Source organism: Bradyrhizobium sp. BLXBL-01 (genome assembly GCF_051853025.1).
Classification (GTDB): Bacteria; Pseudomonadota; Alphaproteobacteria; order Rhizobiales; family Xanthobacteraceae; genus Bradyrhizobium.
Genome location: NZ_CP182471.1, coordinates 1,836,905 through 1,853,477, shown reverse-complemented (window position 1 = coordinate 1,853,477; position 16,573 = coordinate 1,836,905). Strand labels below are relative to the sequence as shown.

The window sequence follows — 16,573 nt, the reverse complement described above, 5'->3', positions numbered from 1 at the left end:
CAACTGCGTCTTCCCCATTCAACCCGTGCGACCTCATGCGAAGAGATCGGAACTGTTTCGCTGCATGCGCTCGCGAAGCGGACAAGACCCACCGCCTCGAGAACAATATCTACCTCAAATAGTATATAACGATAGCAGCTACTTCAACGGGTACCTTGATCATTTTTTTGCGATTTGGAGTTGTTCAATGCACGACTTGTTTGATGAGCTTGATCACTTGCTGCCAGGGCTTGGATTATCGGCAGGAGCGTAAAAGGAGAACGATGCAACTTCCGAGGCATCTTAACCACGGACTGAATCCCTCAATTTTCGAAACTTGTAGTCGGCAGCAATTTCAGGCTGTTGCGGCGATGACCTCCGTTTGGTCCGCCTGAAGACTTCAATGGTTCTTACGGACTGCATGTTGTTTGGCTTCGTGGCAGTTGAGCCCACACAACGGAAACAGAACGCCGAAGAGACAGTAACGCGTCTCTGCGCCTTTAGACCTCGCAAGTTTCGGACGGCTATTTTGCCTTGCCATAAGCGCGACACTGAATGCCACGCCGGACTACAGATCGTAAGCCGGGATCTATTCCTTATCGGTCTAACTGTCGCAACAAATCAAAGCCGCCGATTTCAGCATACTCGCCCGAGATCCTCTTTGGCCTGGGCCACCGATCTCGCCGGGCTCAACGCTGCCGGTCTCATCGCGCGCGTCTAAACAAGCAGCCAATCGCCGTGCTGTCGGCCACCCCAAACTGCTTGGCGGCCCGATTGTGGGACAACAGTCCTCAATCGCGGCTATTACGCCCTTTCGAAAACCCAGAGAATATGGCTTGCTCATTCATGCCCGCTTCCTATCCGGCCAGCACGGTGAATCGGAACGCGCTGATTCGATTTCCAAAATCGATTCAGACTAGCCCCATCCCGCTTCAGGTGATCACCGTCTCCAGACTGAAGCCGTCGCACGAACAGAAGCTGTTCCACGAGCCCCCCGCCCAATTTCATATGGACGTATGATCTCAGTGCGCGCTACATCACATCTATAGTCGTCGCGGCAACGCTGTTGGTCGTCCGGGTGTTCTCCGCGCTGCGCTATATGTAAGCCGTCGCCGCTCACTCCTGCTGCATCATGGTCGGCGTCAAAGCGGCTTGAGCAAACTTCTTCAGCGGCATCGGCTTGCCGAACAGATAGCCCTGGACGAGGTCAAAACCGAGCTCGCTCACGGTCGCCAGATCAGCCCCGCTCTCGATGCCTTCAGCGACGGCGCGCGCGCCGTAGCCCTGTGCGAGCTCGACGATGTGACGGCACACCGTGCGTTTTAGCTGGTCATTGCCGCAGCCGGCCACGAATTGCCGGCCGGCTTTCAGCTTAATGAAGGGGATCCTGTCCAGTCCCATCAGCTCCGGCCAATTGGCGCCGAGATTGTCGATCGATAGACCGATATTGTGAAAGCTCATCTCGCGAGCGATCTCGGCTAGAAACTCGAGATCATTGATCGCCTCATTGCTGGCGATCTCAATCGTCAGCCCTCCAAAGGCCGGATGCATCGGCATCCGGCGGCAGAGGTCGCGGACGGCCTGCGGCTTTCTCAGATACGGTGCCGGCAGGTTGATCGATAGATCGACCGCGGTCTGCCGTTCCAAGAGATAATGCCAGTCCTGCAGGGCGCGCTCGATCACGAACTCGGACAATTCGCAGAAAAATGGGTCATGCCCCTCCGGAATGAAATACGCTGGCGGGACCACGCCCCAGGTCGGGTGTCGCATGCGCACCTTCGCCTCGGCACCACGGCGAACCAGCGAGCGGGCGTCAACTTTCGACTGATACCACAGCTCGAGCCACCCCCCATGTAGCGCCTCGCCGACGTGCACCGCCGGGCTCGGGGCCGGCTCCTCGGGCAGCAGCATCGTCACGCGCTCGCGGAGTGTGTCGGCCGCAAAGGGCGTCGTGAGCGGCGGCAGCATTCCAAGTCCATATTCTCCGCCGACCTGCTGCACCGCCTTCACGACAATCGAATCTCGCGCGCCGACAGCGAGAACCTTGCCCTGGAATCCCGTGCGTACGAGAACTTCCAGGAATTGGCCAGGCTCGACGCGATCGGCGCCAATGCCAAGCAGAACCAGGTCCGGCAGATCGGCGGCCAGTATAGCTCGCAGCTCGCTCGCACTACTGCATTCGCTGGTGACGAAGCCGAGATCCTCTAGCACCTCGCTCATGAAAGCGCGCAGATGGCGCTTGCTGTCCACCACGCATACGCGCGGCGTCATCTTGCGCTGCCCGAACGTCTTCAGCCTCGGTCCCGCAATCTCACCAATCACATTGTCCATCGCAAACCACTCCCCGTTTCGCGGCGGTGTGTTAACGGCGGGGCCGGCTAAAATATGGAGAGGTTCAGCACGATTGTTGAATAGTCCAGGTAAGCTTAAAGCAGCCTTCATTCGTAAAATCGTCGAGTCCCGCTTTGCAAAATGTTTACGTTGTCCCCTCCGGCGCCATCGCACTCACTCAACGCTCTTGAATTTTCAAGCAAGCCGTTGGTCAATCTCTGCTAACCGCAGGTTGATTAACTCGTTGCGCTACAGCCCGAGCCCGCTGTCCTCGATTGTGAGGTTGCCCCTCGCACGGCAGCCAGGGCGGCAGCGGCAGCGCGGCCGCCTGCCCGATAGCGCCTTTACAACCGATGGCGGAAAGGGGCCGCACTCCGCTTTGTCTTTCTGTCCGATCAAAATGGAACGGGCGTAAGCATCGCGCTCTTGCTTGGCGAACACTTGCCGGAACAGATCCACCACGAACTTAGGCGGCGTCTTACCGGCATCTTAAAAATGCTGAAGCAGGCGCATGCACAGGGCAAACCTGATGATCCATCCGAAACTCCGAGTGTGCGTGAAACGGTTTGTCGTTGGCCTTACTTCCCTCGATCCGCTCTATTGGGTCGTACGGCTGCTTCGATGAGCTTGGCGCTTTGTGGTCCAGGTGTGCCATTCAGACCGCCTGCCGGATGGCTTGTTGGCGGCTCACGGGGCGCCCCATCGAGGCCCGGATCGATTGGCCCGAATGGCGCAATTTGCTCTGAAAGTCGATTAAGAAATCGCAGGACCCGGCGGACCAAACGCGCGATCGCGTCGTGGACCCCGGCGGCGGCATGTTTAGCGTTTGTCAGCATCCTCACAATTGCGCCGTCTCTTACAATCTTCACGATGCGTGCCGTGTTGGCGACATTGGCGAATGATGTCACTGCTTGTCACAAAGCCTCGCTCGCCTTCGGATCTTTCAGCAAGTTGCATGCCGGTCACAAAAATGACCTCCAGAATAACCTTTGGAGATCTGCTACCTGCCTGGAGCAGGCTTGTTGAAGCCCGCGAGCCAGATTGGCGAGCGGATATTCACGCGTCCGCTCTGCCGAGGGCACTAGCCACACTCAGGCCGGGCTATTCGCAGCCGACATTCTCACTTTTGGCCAAGCGCTCTGATAGGCTCCGCCGCGCCGGATACGACCCAAACTGGCGCTGACAACCGCGCCGCCTCACCACGATGTCCGCTGCTTGGGCTACGCCTCATCACTGCCGATGTGGTGGATAATAGTTGGGATGCCCCCGTGGCAGCCAAGCGGCGACGGGGCGCTGCACACTGCACCGGCCGCTGCGGCATTTTGGTACTTGTGTCCAGAACACCGCCAACATTTGGGCGTGCGCTGAAGAGGCATGACCAGTCTCGCGGCGACCGCGCGAAGATGCGACGCAACGGTCGGTAGCGGGCTGTGCGACACTGATCCGTGAGCCCTTCTGGGGACTTGGTCTTGCGCGTCAGGGTATCCTGTTCAGCTCGTCTCACACCTTGTCTCGCATTAACGCGTCCTTTCAATCAACATTTGCCTCTCGCTATATTGAGCGTGTCAGGATCGACCGCCTTGAACTTCGTTGGCGTATTCCAAACCACTGCCCTTGATCCCCGGCGTTCGGGGCCAAGCGCGGGTAGGCGCACATAGACCTCGTTTTGCCGCCGGAGCTCGGGTGTTCGCCTACTCAATGTCGGCTTTGCTAGGAAAGCGCAGGACGTCGAGAGCTGTGCGGCCGGGCTGATGAAGTTTGGTGTGTCGCTGCTTGGCAACAGCAATCGCGGACAGTCATTCGGGGCAAGGAAAACCAATGATGCTGCCGCCGGCGGCCTGCCGTCATGCGATCAGAATTGATCGAATGGTGCCGAGCGCTTATCGAGTGTCCAAAGGCTTTATGAGGGATGCGTTGCCGTCGACCTACGGTGTCGGCGCCTCTACCGCCGACCTTCCGCCGAGCCGGGCCGCCTCCTCAAACCTGCGTGCGCTTCTGCAGGTTCGTCCCTGCGCTGCCAAGGGCAATGGGTCTCTCGCGTCAGGGCGTGGTCGATCATCGTGAGCCCGTCGTAAGCACGTTAAGCAAGGCCAGAGCTGCTTTCCTGCAACCTTGGACTGACCTGGCCCGAGCTGGGCCTCGAAGCGTTGGTGCACGACCTGCAGCTTTGACATTAAAAACCTGTTCATTCCCCATATCTGCACCCAAGGTAATCAGTTTTTACAACATTTAGTGGCAGAATAGGGAGGTCAAGGCAGCGATTCGCCTTTTTACCCTTCATTTGTACTGCGTCCAACAGTTGCGGGACAATTGAGCCCAGGGGGACGGATGGACAGGGATACCAAGGCAATCCTGCGGGCTGCGGAGAGAGTGGGGGCCAAGGAAGTTACGCCGCAAGTCGCAGCCGAGTTCGCACGTGTGCTGCGCGAATCTCTTGGCCTGAAGGAAGATGGTCACCTACGCCTTAGACACGACCTTCCAGATCGTGATCGCGTAGTTGGCAGCAGAGAGAGCAATGGAAAGGTATATAAGCCCATAGCAGAATATTTGGGCCTGCCGAAACTGCGTTAGTCGGCCCGTCGCACTCGACTGTTTCAATATCGATCCATACTCCCTTGCGACGATCTCAATCACGCGAGCGCCTATGTAAGTATCCTTCACATGGCGCAGAATTGCCTCTCTATCTCCTTGGACGAGATCTAAGGAGCCAATCTTCCTAAGCAAACTGCCGTACTCTGCTGCATCTATTTCGGTTTCCGCACGGATACGCGATTCCAAAGCTGCCTTGATCCGGGACGTAAAGTCAGTCTCTTGCAGATAAAGCTGAGCATAATCCGGGCTGCCCACGCCTGGCCCCCAGGTCTGGTAGATTCGGGCGGCTGCGAAATAGCAAAGGCCGCAGAGGAACATCAGCATCCACTGATGTGGAAACCTCAAATCGAAGCCCCAACTCTGAACGACACCAATGAACCAAGTGATGAACGTGGCACCGTAGACGTACACGAAGAGCGTTCGCGAGCCGATCGTGTCGAGCATACGTCGAATGAAAAACCAATCGTTCGGAAATGCGTTCATTTACGGCTGATGACCGTGACAACCTTTTTCACGGTTCCCTGTTCACCGTTAAGATCCAGCGCACGGATCATCGGCCCGAGCTTTTTGGGGAGATATTTCTTGATGTACTCCTTCGCGCGGGCCTTGCGCGCGTTGTAAGTTATTTTGCTGAAGAACTTGTCGAGAATACCGTCCAGCTCCCGCTCGATATGCTCCATGATTGCCCGAGAACTAGCCATACTGCGAGCATCACTTGCCGTGTAAACCAAGGTCGTGCCGGACGACAACGAGATAGATACCTCGAATTCAATCGATGAAGGATCTCTGCCGAGCGCGAGCATCATTTTTCGCAGGCCCTCGTCAAATGTGCCTTTGATCAGAATCGTTGATTCGTCTCGCGACATGACCTGCATGGCAGGAACATGACTTCGGCAGCGCTCAACCAGCCTCGAATCCGACTCGAGTTCGTCCTTAATACTTTCCAGGACTTCGAGAATGTTGTCTTCTGACGTGCCAACGGGCACGACGTCAGTAAACGGCATGATTTGCCTCAATAATTCTGATTGTTAGATGTTGAGAGGTTCACAAGACCGGAGTGCGCAATAGCCGAACTCTAGTCTGCGGCCTGCGGATTTTCCGGTTTGTGGTGGCCATAATGACGCGTGTAGCAAAGCATCGCCCCTGAGCTTATCAGCCCGCCCGAAAGAAAAGGATAGCCCATACCAACCTGGCAAATGTGGACTTACAACATGACAACAACTACGTCTGCGGTGCGGCGTTAAGGTTCAGATTGCACCACACCTAGGGATATCGCGCTGCCGTACCAGGCCGACCTCTGTGACCTCATAAATTGTATCGGAGTAATTGAGTTTGACTGGCACACTAGCGCAGTTGATCGGCATATTTTCGTCGACTTATCGCGATGCTTTGACGAATTCCGGCGCCTCTCTGACCGCAGGCGAAGTAATACGGCGGGCAAAGACAATCGCTCATTCGAGATGAGCATCTCGTCACTGATTTGCGCCAACACGAAACTCAACAACGCTGCGAGTTGCACGCACTTCCATGGCCCCCCGCTCCAACTTCAGCGAACTACCTCGGGAGGTACGCACGAATAATTGGCGCAGCCGGCACTTTAAAAAAGGCCGCTGCCGGATTTCTCCAACAGCGGGCTAAGTCTAGGGAGGAAGCAGACGACCGGCCTGCCAGCGGAGCGGAAGAACTAAACAGAATCTCGTCATCGCCCCTTTTGATACTGCCGACTCATTTCCGATCGCGTCTGGAGAATGAATCGCGTTCGCGGACTAGAACGTGGTTAGAGCCATGGGATGCAGTCTTTGCTTCTAGTCGCCATTATTCCAGATGATCTCGCCTGGTCACGGGGCTTGAGGCGAGCATCGGGGTAAGCTTGGGTAAATCGGACGAGCGACCTCAGCAATCAGAGCCAATTTCGTAAGATCCGCCGCCTATGCGGCAGAGGTTTCAGCCTCGAGGTGGGACTTTCGGCTTTGCCTACCGGCGGATACACATTTTGGATTCAGCACCCAGAACTGAGAGCACTTTGCGGTCATCCTTTCCCGCCCTCGATGGCCACAACAATGGGATCAGAAGGCTCACCAGAAGAAATGGCCGTCGTGATCCGCCAAACCAGCCATGGAGAAGAGAGAAAGAGAGAAAGAAGAGAGAGAGAGAGAGAGAGAGAGAGAGAGAGAGAGAGAGAGAGAGAGAGAGAGAGAGAGAGAGAGAGAGAACTCTGACGAGGACACGCACCAACTATGACGGACGACAATTGCTTGCCCACTCTGTAAGCGCTTTTCCGAGGCTACATGCCAGAACCCTCGAACGAGCCGCGATCAGGAGTAAGATCGCCGCGAGATACGCCACGGTCACGGAAGAATGCTGACCTTCGCATCAGAGTAACAATTGTGGTGCGAAGAAGGTTCACGCCCGCATTTCAAGCGATCCGAGATAGTGGGAAGGCTTGGACCTGATGTTCCATGCCCCTTCGGTTCGGTCAAAGTCGCCAGAGCGAACCATCAGGGTCTGCGGGACGAATGATGATGCAAGATCTGGCACGAGCTGTCTTTGTGGCAGAGTACGAGGGTAAAGCGCGCCGGTGTCGTCCCAACGTCGTCTGTCGAAGATTGCGAAAAGACGTAATTGCCCACAACCAGAACGAGGCCATCCCCTAATCTGACTGAACGCCACGTCTCAAAACTCACCGAATCCGTGTTACGGAAATAGATGCGAATCTCTTCTGCCCCCGAATGAAGCTCCGGGCTCGTTGTACCGTAGAGCACGGCGTCAGGTGCGTATAGGGCTGCCAGCTTCTCGATGTCGTGAGCGTTGAAGGCTTGCGCCCAGAGCACCAAGAATGCGCGCACGTCAGGCGTCACATCGTTCATATTCAAACAGAGCCCCCCAAATGGAAGACATTCAGGTTGCGCAGCGCGCTGGTTGTTCGCCCGACGTAGTCCACAGGCGATTAAATTCCTTTTCCGAATCGCCAGCTTTTTGCCGGTCTTCCACACGATGAGCCGGCAATGTCGCCGCGATCATAGCTGTACGCGTCCCTTCCAGATAGTAGCCGCGCCGCGTCGCGAACTGCGCGTGGCGAGCTGCGTGTTTCGGAGCGGATCCTGACCATGCAGAAATGTATCGTCCGATTGTGTGTGCAGGCCCGCCGAGGTCAGGCATCATCGGTAGTTGGAAGAGGAGGCGGATCGTCGTGGCTCTTTATCATCACTCGTCGAACCAAGACCAAGTCGCGCCGAGAACATAACGCTCGAGAGATTACCATGCGCGCGGCGGCCTCTCGTTGTTTGGCGCCCTGGCATCAAGCCAGAGAGGCTAACAATGGCGCTCCTTGCCCACATCAGCCATCCAGCTTGAACGAGACACCGAGCATATACAACCTCGAGAGAAGCTAGGACAGCAATCGCATTCCTTCATTTAGGATGCTACGCGATTCTTCGTGCTTGAGGCGGCGAGTATATCCGCCACGGCGCGGTAGCTGAAGACGATCGCAGGACCGATTGTAATCCCTGCTCCGGGGTAGATTCCGCGCATTGGCGATGTCATATCGTTGCCGCAGGCGTAGAGACCCTGGATCGGCTTGCGTTGACCATCGAGAACTTTGCCGCAGCTATCAGTCGCGAGGCCCAATGCAGTGCCCAGCGTTGCCGGAACAATCGGCAGCGCCACGAAGGGGCCGTTCCGGATCGGTCCTAGATTTGGGTTCTTGGTTCCGACCCTTGGATCTCCAAGCGTGCGGTTGAAGGTCGACTCGCCGCGTTTGAAGAGTGGATCGATCCCTATGACGGCATGGGTGTTGTGCTCCTCGATCGTCCTCTCGAGCACGTCGGGGGGGAGCCCGATTTCTCGGGCGAGCTCTGGGATTGTTCGGCCCACCTTGATATATCCAAGCCGAGCGTATTTGCCGATGCTTACCGTCCATGGCCACGGCAACAGATGCCCCATGCCTCTGAGGCGAACGAAATCGGAATCACAGACGAAATAGAACCGCTTGTCTGTGGGGTATCCGTTAGCGAACATCGCCAGGCAGATGTCATGGTAAGAGTTGGACTCGTTTACGAACCGGCGCCCGTTCGGCGCGACTGCAATGACGCCGGGACGTCCGCGATCGAGCCAACCATACGGGACCACCCGTGAGGTGCTGCCCGTCTTGAGAATCGATACCGGTGTCCAGAAGCCTGCGGACGCGACATCCTTGTCGACTGCCGCTCCGACCTTCTTTGCAAGCTCAATGCCATCGCCCATGACATCGGGATGAGCCAGCGTATCGTCATGCAGATGTGGTCCGCTCAGCTCCGCTCTCAGCTGTGCGTTGCGGGCGAAACCACCCGTTGCGAGGATGACGCCATGGGAAGCAAGCACGCGTACCTCGGAACCGGCATGTTTCACGATTCCACCTGTGACTCGCCCATCCTCCTTGATGAGTTCAAGAAGAGGAGACGCCGGCCATAGTTCGACATCGAGCTTGCGCAAGCTCACCAGCAAGCGTGCGATCAACGCGTTGCCTCCACTGAATTCCGTACCGCGCCTGTAGCTCAAGCGATCGCGTGCGTAGCGGCTCACGCGACGCAAGACGTGCTTGAGGGACGAGATGGATTGAAACGGATTGAGAAAGCTTCGGACTTCACCGGACGAGATCATCATCCCTCCGAGTACAACCCGAATGGGATCTCCGATGAGATCGAAGTCTTTGCCGAGAAGGCGCGCATCATAGGGCGCAGGGCTGAGCGCCCTACCCTTGTCTGCGCCACCGATTTGGCTGGAGTGATAGTCGGGCGCTGGGGCCAGCGTGAACTTGACCTCACTCCCGTGCTCAAGCGAAGCAAGCGCGGTTGGACCGTCCTCTAAATAGGCTTCGATAAAGTCCGGCCGGTAGTGATTGCCAAGCTCATGCTGAAGATAGGTCCGAGCCTTGGCGAGCGAGTCGTCGATTTTCGCGAACCGCGCTTGAACCGAGCAGGGCACCCAGATCATGCCGTTAGAGAGAGCTGTCGTTCCGCCGAGGCGCGGCGATTTTTCGCAGACGATCACCCGTAGTCCAGCTTTCGCCGCATAGAGAGCGGCGGACAGACCGGCCGCACCGCTACCGATCACGAGGAGATCAGTTTCGCGATACTCCGGGGATCTGCCCGCTGGGGGAAGCGCTGTCCTGGTTTCCATGCCTGATTGGCTGATTGGCTTTTTCATTCCGGTTTCTTTTTTATTTGCGATGAACATCAGTTTGCCGGGGCAGAGGAACGGCCTTAAATTCCTCTGCCGCGGTCTTCACTGCACGTTCGATTGGGATCCGTTCGATGGAGGAGGCGCCAACGAAGCCGACACAATCGGTCGACCGATAAACTTCATACGTGTCCTGCGGCTCTGCGATTGCGCCGCCGTGGCAGAGAAGAATGATGTCTGATCGAACCGCCTTGGCTGCCGCGTTGATCTCGTTGATGCTCCTGATCGCCTCCTGGATCGGTTGTCCATCCTCGTGGCCCACCAGACCGCCGCGAGTAGCGCCGACATGAGGGACAATGCAGTCCGCTCCTCTGCTCGCCATGAGCTTGGCGTCTTCTGGGCTTGCGACGTAGGCGAGCGAGAAGATGTTCTTCTTGCGAGCAGTCGCAATCAACTCAAGCTCGCGCTCGAAGCCGAGCCCGACACGGCCGCGGCGGTCACGCCATTTTTCCCCCATGGTGGAGATGGTCGGGTAGTTGATCACGCCGGAGAAGCCGGCAGCGGAGAACTTGTCTAGAAGGGCATCAAGATCAAGCCGGAGAGGATCCCAGGCTTCAACGCCCCCAATCACAGGCACAGAAGATACGACGTTGCGAATTTCCGCAGCGAGCTCAAGCGTACGGGCATTGGAATCGCCGATGCGACTGGTGGGAAGGCCCATGAGCCGCGACAGACCTGTGCTGTAGACGACCAGCATATCGGCTCCCCCGAGCGCGGCGCATTTGGCGACCAACCCACAGCTGCTGGCCGCGGCGAGGATCGCCTTTCGGTCCGCAACTTGGGCTGCGATCCTCGAAAGAATTTCCGCGCGATCAAATATTTGCACGAGAAAAGCCTCCCAGCCCGAGCTGCTCGACGATCCACGTCACGGCGGTCTCGGCAAATTCACGGTCGTTGATGTGGCAGCTGAGCTCGCGGACTGTGATCTCTGGCCGGACATTGGTCTTGATTGCCTCAAGCCAAGCGTGGTCGGCTTCCGCGTCTCGAAATACGCCACCCTCCCGGTCGTAGTCCGACACACCTTTAGCCGGCCAAAGCACAATGGCAGGCCCCTTAGCCTGCGACAGCCGCTCGGCCGTAAGCGCGCCGATATCAGTGTTCTCGGCCGGCGTCGTACGCATCAGAGTTGTGTAGGGCGTATGGGAGTAGAAGCGCCGGTTTCGGAATCGATCGGGTACGCTGGAGGGCGGACCGAAGTTAACCATGTCAACGGCGCCGGGCGCGATCACTTGCGGGATCTGTTGGTGCGCAGCCGCCTTGAGCCGATCGGGGCCCGCACTGGCCGTGCCTCCCACGAGTTCATCGGCCAACTCCGTCGTAGTCAGGTCGATCACTGCATCAAATTCGCCGGCAGCGATCAGCTGCTCCATCTTCCGGCCACCGGCTCCGTTGGCTGGAAACACGATCGCGTGCAGACCGGCATCGGCAAGCAGGGACACGCACTGATCTGCCGCAGGCGTCGTCACGCCAAAGGCTGTGATCGCAACGATCTTCCGCTCGCGTTTGCTGTTGTTGGATTGATAGTGCATGGCGGAGATCGCCCGCCCTGCATTCTCCAGCACTTTTGCCGTGAAGGCATTGACACCAAAGAGATCGACCAGCGTCGGGTACAATATGATGTCGTGATGGCTTGCCAGTTCAGCGAGAAGCGCAGGCCGCGCACTTGTCACCAGCAGCTTTGGAAAGCCGTACGGCAAATCGGAGACGATCTCGCCGAAGGCGGCGCTCCCCTTCCCTCCCGCAACGGCCACAATGGCGTCGATTATGCCATTGCCTCCAAGCTCAGCCACCTTCGCGCGGGTCGACGCGGCGATCTGTGTCAGGAGCTCAGCAGGTGAAAGCGAGCGCCTCGCAGAATCGATAGCCTTGCCTCCCGACGATGTGCCGATATCGATCAGGACGGTCTTTCGACCGAATTTTTGGATTATGTCGGATAGAAAAGAGGCCTCGCGACCCTTGGTGTCCAGCGTGGCGACAATCGCCACTGCCGGCGATGCAGAAGCAGGACTTTTGGATAGGTTACCATCCCGGACTGCCTCTTGGTCGTCCGCGCGATGGTGAGACACGATCTTTCTCCCGGACCATTCTAATCTCTCGTGGTCTAGGATGACTGAAAACGGAGCATAAGAACGGAGGCGGGCGGAGTTGGGTAAAGTTGGGTAGATGCATCAGTTGGAGATCACCGAAGGTCTAAGTGCCTTGCCGAGACCACGGCGCGGCGTCTATGCGAGCCGTTCAGGCTCCCCCATGCACCTCACTACTTCTGCGTCGTCATTCTCGAACAATGCGAAGTCGGTGCTATGAGCGCGAAAATTTGCTCGGTTGGCAGACATCATTGCTTGTCCTTTCCAGACAAGCGAAAAGTCAGCGCGGCCGGAGCAGAGCTTGCGATCGAGCCGATCCGCCGATCGGCAACTCTTGAGCCAACTAACCAATTGAGACTCTTTGCTGAGCACCAGGTTCGTCAGAACAGTGCTCACTATGGCCGTGATCAGCGAATCAATCAGGCATCCGACCTATGGATTGGATACAAGCAGGTTGAGGGGTACCTCGGCTGCTGCCGTAAGATGCCGCAATGGTTCCGCGGGCACTCTCGCCTCGCTCGGACAGCGCTTGGGCCGGTCCCGAACTGCGAGGCCTTGCGCAGTCAGGTCGCGGAGCGAAAGGCTGGAAGTGGCTCTATCCAGGACTGAGGTTAGACACTTACGGCGCGAGGTACCGCAGAAGTTCGGGATTACCGCGGACGTCCCCTGCTGCGCCCTGCAGCGCGATGCGGCCACGATCGAGTACGTATGCGTGGTCCGCGACCCGCAATGCGAGATCGAGGTGCTGCTCGACAATGATGACCGCGATCTCCTTCGCGAGTTCCGTCAGGCGTTCGGTGATCTCCTCGATCACCCCAATCCAAACTCCCTCGGTCGGCTCATCCAGCAGCAATAGTTTTGGATCTCCCAGTAGGGCGCGCCCGATCGCTAGCATCTTACGCTCGCCACCCGAAAGTGTGCCCGCTGCCTGATCAAGGCGGTGGCCGAGCTTAGGAAACATCGTCAGGACGCGGTCAATCGCTGAAGCGTTGGTGTTAAAGAGTAATCCCACTGCGAGATTATCCCGCACCGAGAGGCGTGCGAACACCGAGTGCTCTTGCGGCACATAGCCAATGCCGGCGCGCACACGCTGCTCAGTTCGAAGACGATTGAATGCCTGGCCATCAAAGACCACCTCGCCTCTCCAGCTTGGTAGCTCGCCGACAATGGCTTTCATCAACGTGGTCTTTCCTGCACCGTTACGGCCAAGTACGGCGACACCGCCTCGCCAGGGAATGCCGAGGGTCAGATCAAACAGCACTTGGCTGCGCCCGTACCCAGCGTCAAGATGCCTTATGTCGAGGAACTGTTTCTTAAGCACGGCGTAAGTAGATCTCCTGGACACTTTTGTTGGCCTGGATCTCGGCCACGCTTCCTGTCGCCAGCACCCTACCTTGGTCAAGGACCGTGAGGCGGTCGCAGATGTCGCGGATGAAATCGAGATCGTGCTCCACGATGACGATGGAGCAATGCTGTTTGATGGGCCGCAAGAGTTCGCCGGTGACGCGGCGCTCCTCAAGGCTCATGCCTCCGGTAGGCTCGTCCAACAGCAGGAGCTGTGGCTTGCCGGCGAGCGCCATCGCGATCTCTAGCCATTGCTGCTGGCCGTGGGAAAGCGTTGCGGCGGCATCAAACGCACGATCGGCGAGACGGAACTGGGTCAGCATCATCATGACCTGATCGTGCAGCTGTCTGCGGCTGCGCGACAAGACAAGATCAAGCAGCGAGCAATGCCCTTGCAGCGCGAGGAGGATATTGTCGTAGAGCGTGAGGGTTGGCAGTACCGATGTGATTTGAAACTTCAGGCTCATGCCAGCTCGGGAGCGCTCGCTGGGCGTGAATGCAGTAATATCTGTATTGATGAAGCTGACCTTGCCCTGCGTTGGCACCTCCGCCCCCGCTATGCACTTCATCAACGTGCTCTTGCCCGAGCCATTGGGCCCGATCAATCCGTGGAACTCGTTCTCGCCAACGGTGAGCGCCGCCTCCTCGAGAGCTGTAAGTTTTCCGAAGATCTTGCGAATGCCTGCGGCTTCAAGAAGCGGCATGATGCTCTGCCTTCTTCTTTTGCGCTTTCGCGGCGAAGCTGCCCACGCGCTCGCGCTCCGTGAGCACCATGCTGATAAGTCCGAGGGGCCGGAAAAGGATCACGCCGAGCAGAAGCAGGCCCAAAATGATCGGCCAAATGTCCCGGTAATTGTCCGACAGCCAAAAGGATAGGCCTTCGACGATAGCCGTACCGATCACCGCGCCGATCAACGTACCCGAGCCGCCGAACAGCACGTAAAGCACGACCTGGGTGGAGACAACAACGCCGACCATATTGGGCCAGACAAAACCCTCCTGGGAAGCGTAGAGGCTGCCGGCCAAGCCTGCGATGGCGCCGCCGATCGCGAACACTATGGCTTTCAAATGTTGTGTCTTGTATCCGAAAAAAGCGATGCGCTGCTCGTTCTCGCGCAGGCCGGCGAGCGCGAGCCCGAACTGCGAGCGCACCAGAAAGCGGCATGCCAGGTAGACAGTGACGAGAAGCCCCAGTGCAAGATAGTAAAACACCGGCCCTTCCGAGAATTCGTAAGTGCCGAGCGTCATCGGCGGAATCGAGGGAATGCCGTTCTGGCCACCGAGGTAGTACCAGCCGCGAGCGAGACGATCGGCGGCATAGGCACCGGTAAGAGTCCCGAGCGAAACGAAGATCACGCTGGCCGGATGCCTGCCGAGGAGGAGAAAACCACCGAGCAGCAACGCGAAGACGAGACCGATCAGTGTGCCTGCGGGCAGCACCAGAAGGATCGAGGTGATGTCGAGGTCGCGTGCAAGCAACGCAACGGCGTAGCCTGCCGAGCCGAAGAAGAGGGCCTGCCCGAAACTCATGATCCCGGCATACCCCCACACGAGATCGAATGAGAGAGCGAAGAGCGCCAAGATCACGACGCGGGTCGCAAACACCGTAAGATAGTCGTGGAGCATCATCGGGAGCACTATTGCTCCAATAAGCACTAGCCCTTCGATGATGAACAGGACTGGTCTAACCCCTCCTGCAAAGGCTGTTTCACCGATTTCGGCAGCTGCGAGATTGACTTCTAGTGTGGGCACCGAGGGCCTTTCTACCGCGTTCATGGCTTTATTTTTTTTGGGGGGGGTCGTCAGCATTCCCTGGGCTCGACAAGCCCGTTGCTGCGCTGCACGATTTCAAACTTCCCGCTCTTGCAGACCGCCGTGTACATGTTCATCCTACAGTGACGTTTGCCAGGAACCATCTCGGCCGGTCCGCCCGGACCTTCCGCGATCTTGGCGTGATCGAGCGTTGCAGCGACTGACTCGCGATCGACCTTTCCAGCTTCCTTGACGGCGGCCTCCCAAAGCTTCAGCCCGCGGTAGGTACTGGGCGCGGCACTGCTCGCTGCAAACAGGGACTCTCCAGGATATTCCTTCTCATAGGCTCCGTGAATTCTGGCGGAGATCGGATCATCCTTTGCGACTGCTTTGTAATAGTCGAGACAACTTGCAAGCCCCTCCATCTCATTGGCAGCATGGAGGCTGAGATAATTTTCATCCTCATTCACGGCAGCAAGCCGTCCGCCGTTCTTGAGATATCCCGCTTCGGAAAGCTGCTTGAATAAGGGACCGACGCCTGGAGGAATGACGGTATTGAAGACGGTATCAGCTTTGTTCGAGATAATTGCGTGGACGGTAGCGGAGAAATCGATCTGGTCGAGAGGATAATACTCCTCGAACACGACCTCCCCGCCATTGGCTTCGATCAATTTACGAGCATATGCGTTCAGGTTGCGCGGCCAGATATAGTTTGAGCCTGGAAGGGCAAACTTCTTGCCGCCGTTTTTGATTAGCCAAGGTATAAATGTGTCGCATTGCTGCGCCGGGGTGGCGCCGGTACAGAACAGGTATGGTGTGCATTCCTGACCTTCATAGAATTGCGGATAAATATAGAGCGTCTTGCCCCGTGAAACGATGACATCCTTGATGGCGTTGCGCATTGAGCTGGCGAGGCCGCCGAGGACCATGTCCACCTTGTCGCGCTGGATCAGCTTGCGCACGTTACCCACCGCGACCGATTCATTGGAGGCGGTGTCTTCGATATAGAGCTCGATCGGTCGGCCCAGCAGTCCGCCGGAATTGTTGATCTCCTTGATCACCATCTTGGCAACATTGGCATCCGCCTTTCCGGCGAAGCCGATCGGGCCGGTGAGATCGATCGCGATGCCGACCTTGATCGGACCTTCGGCGGCATTGGCCCAGTCGGGCCGGATCACCCAGCTGCCGGCTCCTGTAGCGATCGCACCAGCCGTGAAAGCGAAGTTCGAAAGGAAACGACGGCGTGTAAGTTGGACGCGATCAACAATCATATG

General features: G+C 57.6%; 11 protein-coding genes. All 11 read right to left on the bottom strand.

The window, feature by feature from the left end; genetic code table 11:
- Positions 1 to 1,095 precede the first annotated feature (1,095 nt).
- Positions 1,096 to 2,310: an EAL domain-containing protein gene (locus ACNJYA_RS08515; protein WP_439403399.1), complete on the bottom strand. Its 1,215-nt coding sequence runs from the start codon at positions 2,308 to 2,310 to the stop codon at positions 1,096 to 1,098.
- Between the two features lie 2,457 nt (positions 2,311 to 4,767).
- Positions 4,768 to 5,385 (bottom strand): hypothetical protein, encoded by a 618-nt coding sequence (locus ACNJYA_RS08510; RefSeq protein WP_271623656.1) that lies wholly within the window; start codon positions 5,383 to 5,385, stop codon positions 4,768 to 4,770.
- Positions 5,382 to 5,906: a hypothetical protein gene (locus ACNJYA_RS08505; protein WP_271623657.1), complete on the bottom strand. Its 525-nt coding sequence runs from the start codon at positions 5,904 to 5,906 to the stop codon at positions 5,382 to 5,384. Before ACNJYA_RS08505 ends, ACNJYA_RS08510 begins: the two co-directional genes overlap by 4 nt.
- 1,494 nt (positions 5,907 to 7,400) lie before the next feature.
- The gene (locus tag ACNJYA_RS08500) at positions 7,401 to 7,769 is read right to left on the bottom strand and encodes a nuclear transport factor 2 family protein (protein WP_439402484.1); all 369 of its coding nucleotides are present in this window, start codon (positions 7,767 to 7,769) and stop codon (positions 7,401 to 7,403) included.
- 547 nt (positions 7,770 to 8,316) lie between these two features.
- Entirely contained in the window at positions 8,317 to 10,116 is a 1,800-nt protein-coding gene (locus ACNJYA_RS08495) for an FAD-dependent oxidoreductase (RefSeq protein WP_439402483.1), read from the bottom strand.
- The gene (locus tag ACNJYA_RS08490) at positions 10,100 to 10,945 is read right to left on the bottom strand and encodes a phosphoenolpyruvate hydrolase family protein (protein WP_439402482.1); all 846 of its coding nucleotides are present in this window, start codon (positions 10,943 to 10,945) and stop codon (positions 10,100 to 10,102) included. Before ACNJYA_RS08490 ends, ACNJYA_RS08495 begins: the two co-directional genes overlap by 17 nt.
- A complete protein-coding gene (locus tag ACNJYA_RS08485; RefSeq protein WP_439402481.1) occupies positions 10,932 to 12,185 on the bottom strand; it encodes a Tm-1-like ATP-binding domain-containing protein in 1,254 nt (417 codons plus the stop codon). Before ACNJYA_RS08485 ends, ACNJYA_RS08490 begins: the two co-directional genes overlap by 14 nt.
- Before the next feature lie 637 nt (positions 12,186 to 12,822).
- The gene (locus tag ACNJYA_RS08480; RefSeq protein ID WP_439402480.1) at positions 12,823 to 13,524 is read right to left on the bottom strand and encodes a branched-chain amino acid ABC transporter ATP-binding protein; all 702 of its coding nucleotides are present in this window, start codon (positions 13,522 to 13,524) and stop codon (positions 12,823 to 12,825) included.
- Positions 13,517 to 14,251 (bottom strand): ABC transporter ATP-binding protein, encoded by a 735-nt coding sequence (locus tag ACNJYA_RS08475; RefSeq protein WP_271623663.1) that lies wholly within the window; start codon positions 14,249 to 14,251, stop codon positions 13,517 to 13,519. Before ACNJYA_RS08475 ends, ACNJYA_RS08480 begins: the two co-directional genes overlap by 8 nt.
- Positions 14,238 to 15,356 carry a branched-chain amino acid ABC transporter permease gene (locus tag ACNJYA_RS08470; RefSeq protein WP_439402479.1) on the bottom strand — a complete coding sequence of 373 codons (1,119 nt, stop codon included), beginning with the start codon at positions 15,354 to 15,356 and terminating at the stop codon, positions 14,238 to 14,240. The genes ACNJYA_RS08475 and ACNJYA_RS08470 overlap by 14 nt, the downstream gene beginning before the upstream one ends.
- A complete protein-coding gene (locus ACNJYA_RS08465) occupies positions 15,350 to 16,567 on the bottom strand; it encodes a substrate-binding protein (protein ID WP_439403398.1) in 1,218 nt (405 codons plus the stop codon). Before ACNJYA_RS08465 ends, ACNJYA_RS08470 begins: the two co-directional genes overlap by 7 nt.
- Positions 16,568 to 16,573: the final 6 nt, after the last annotated feature.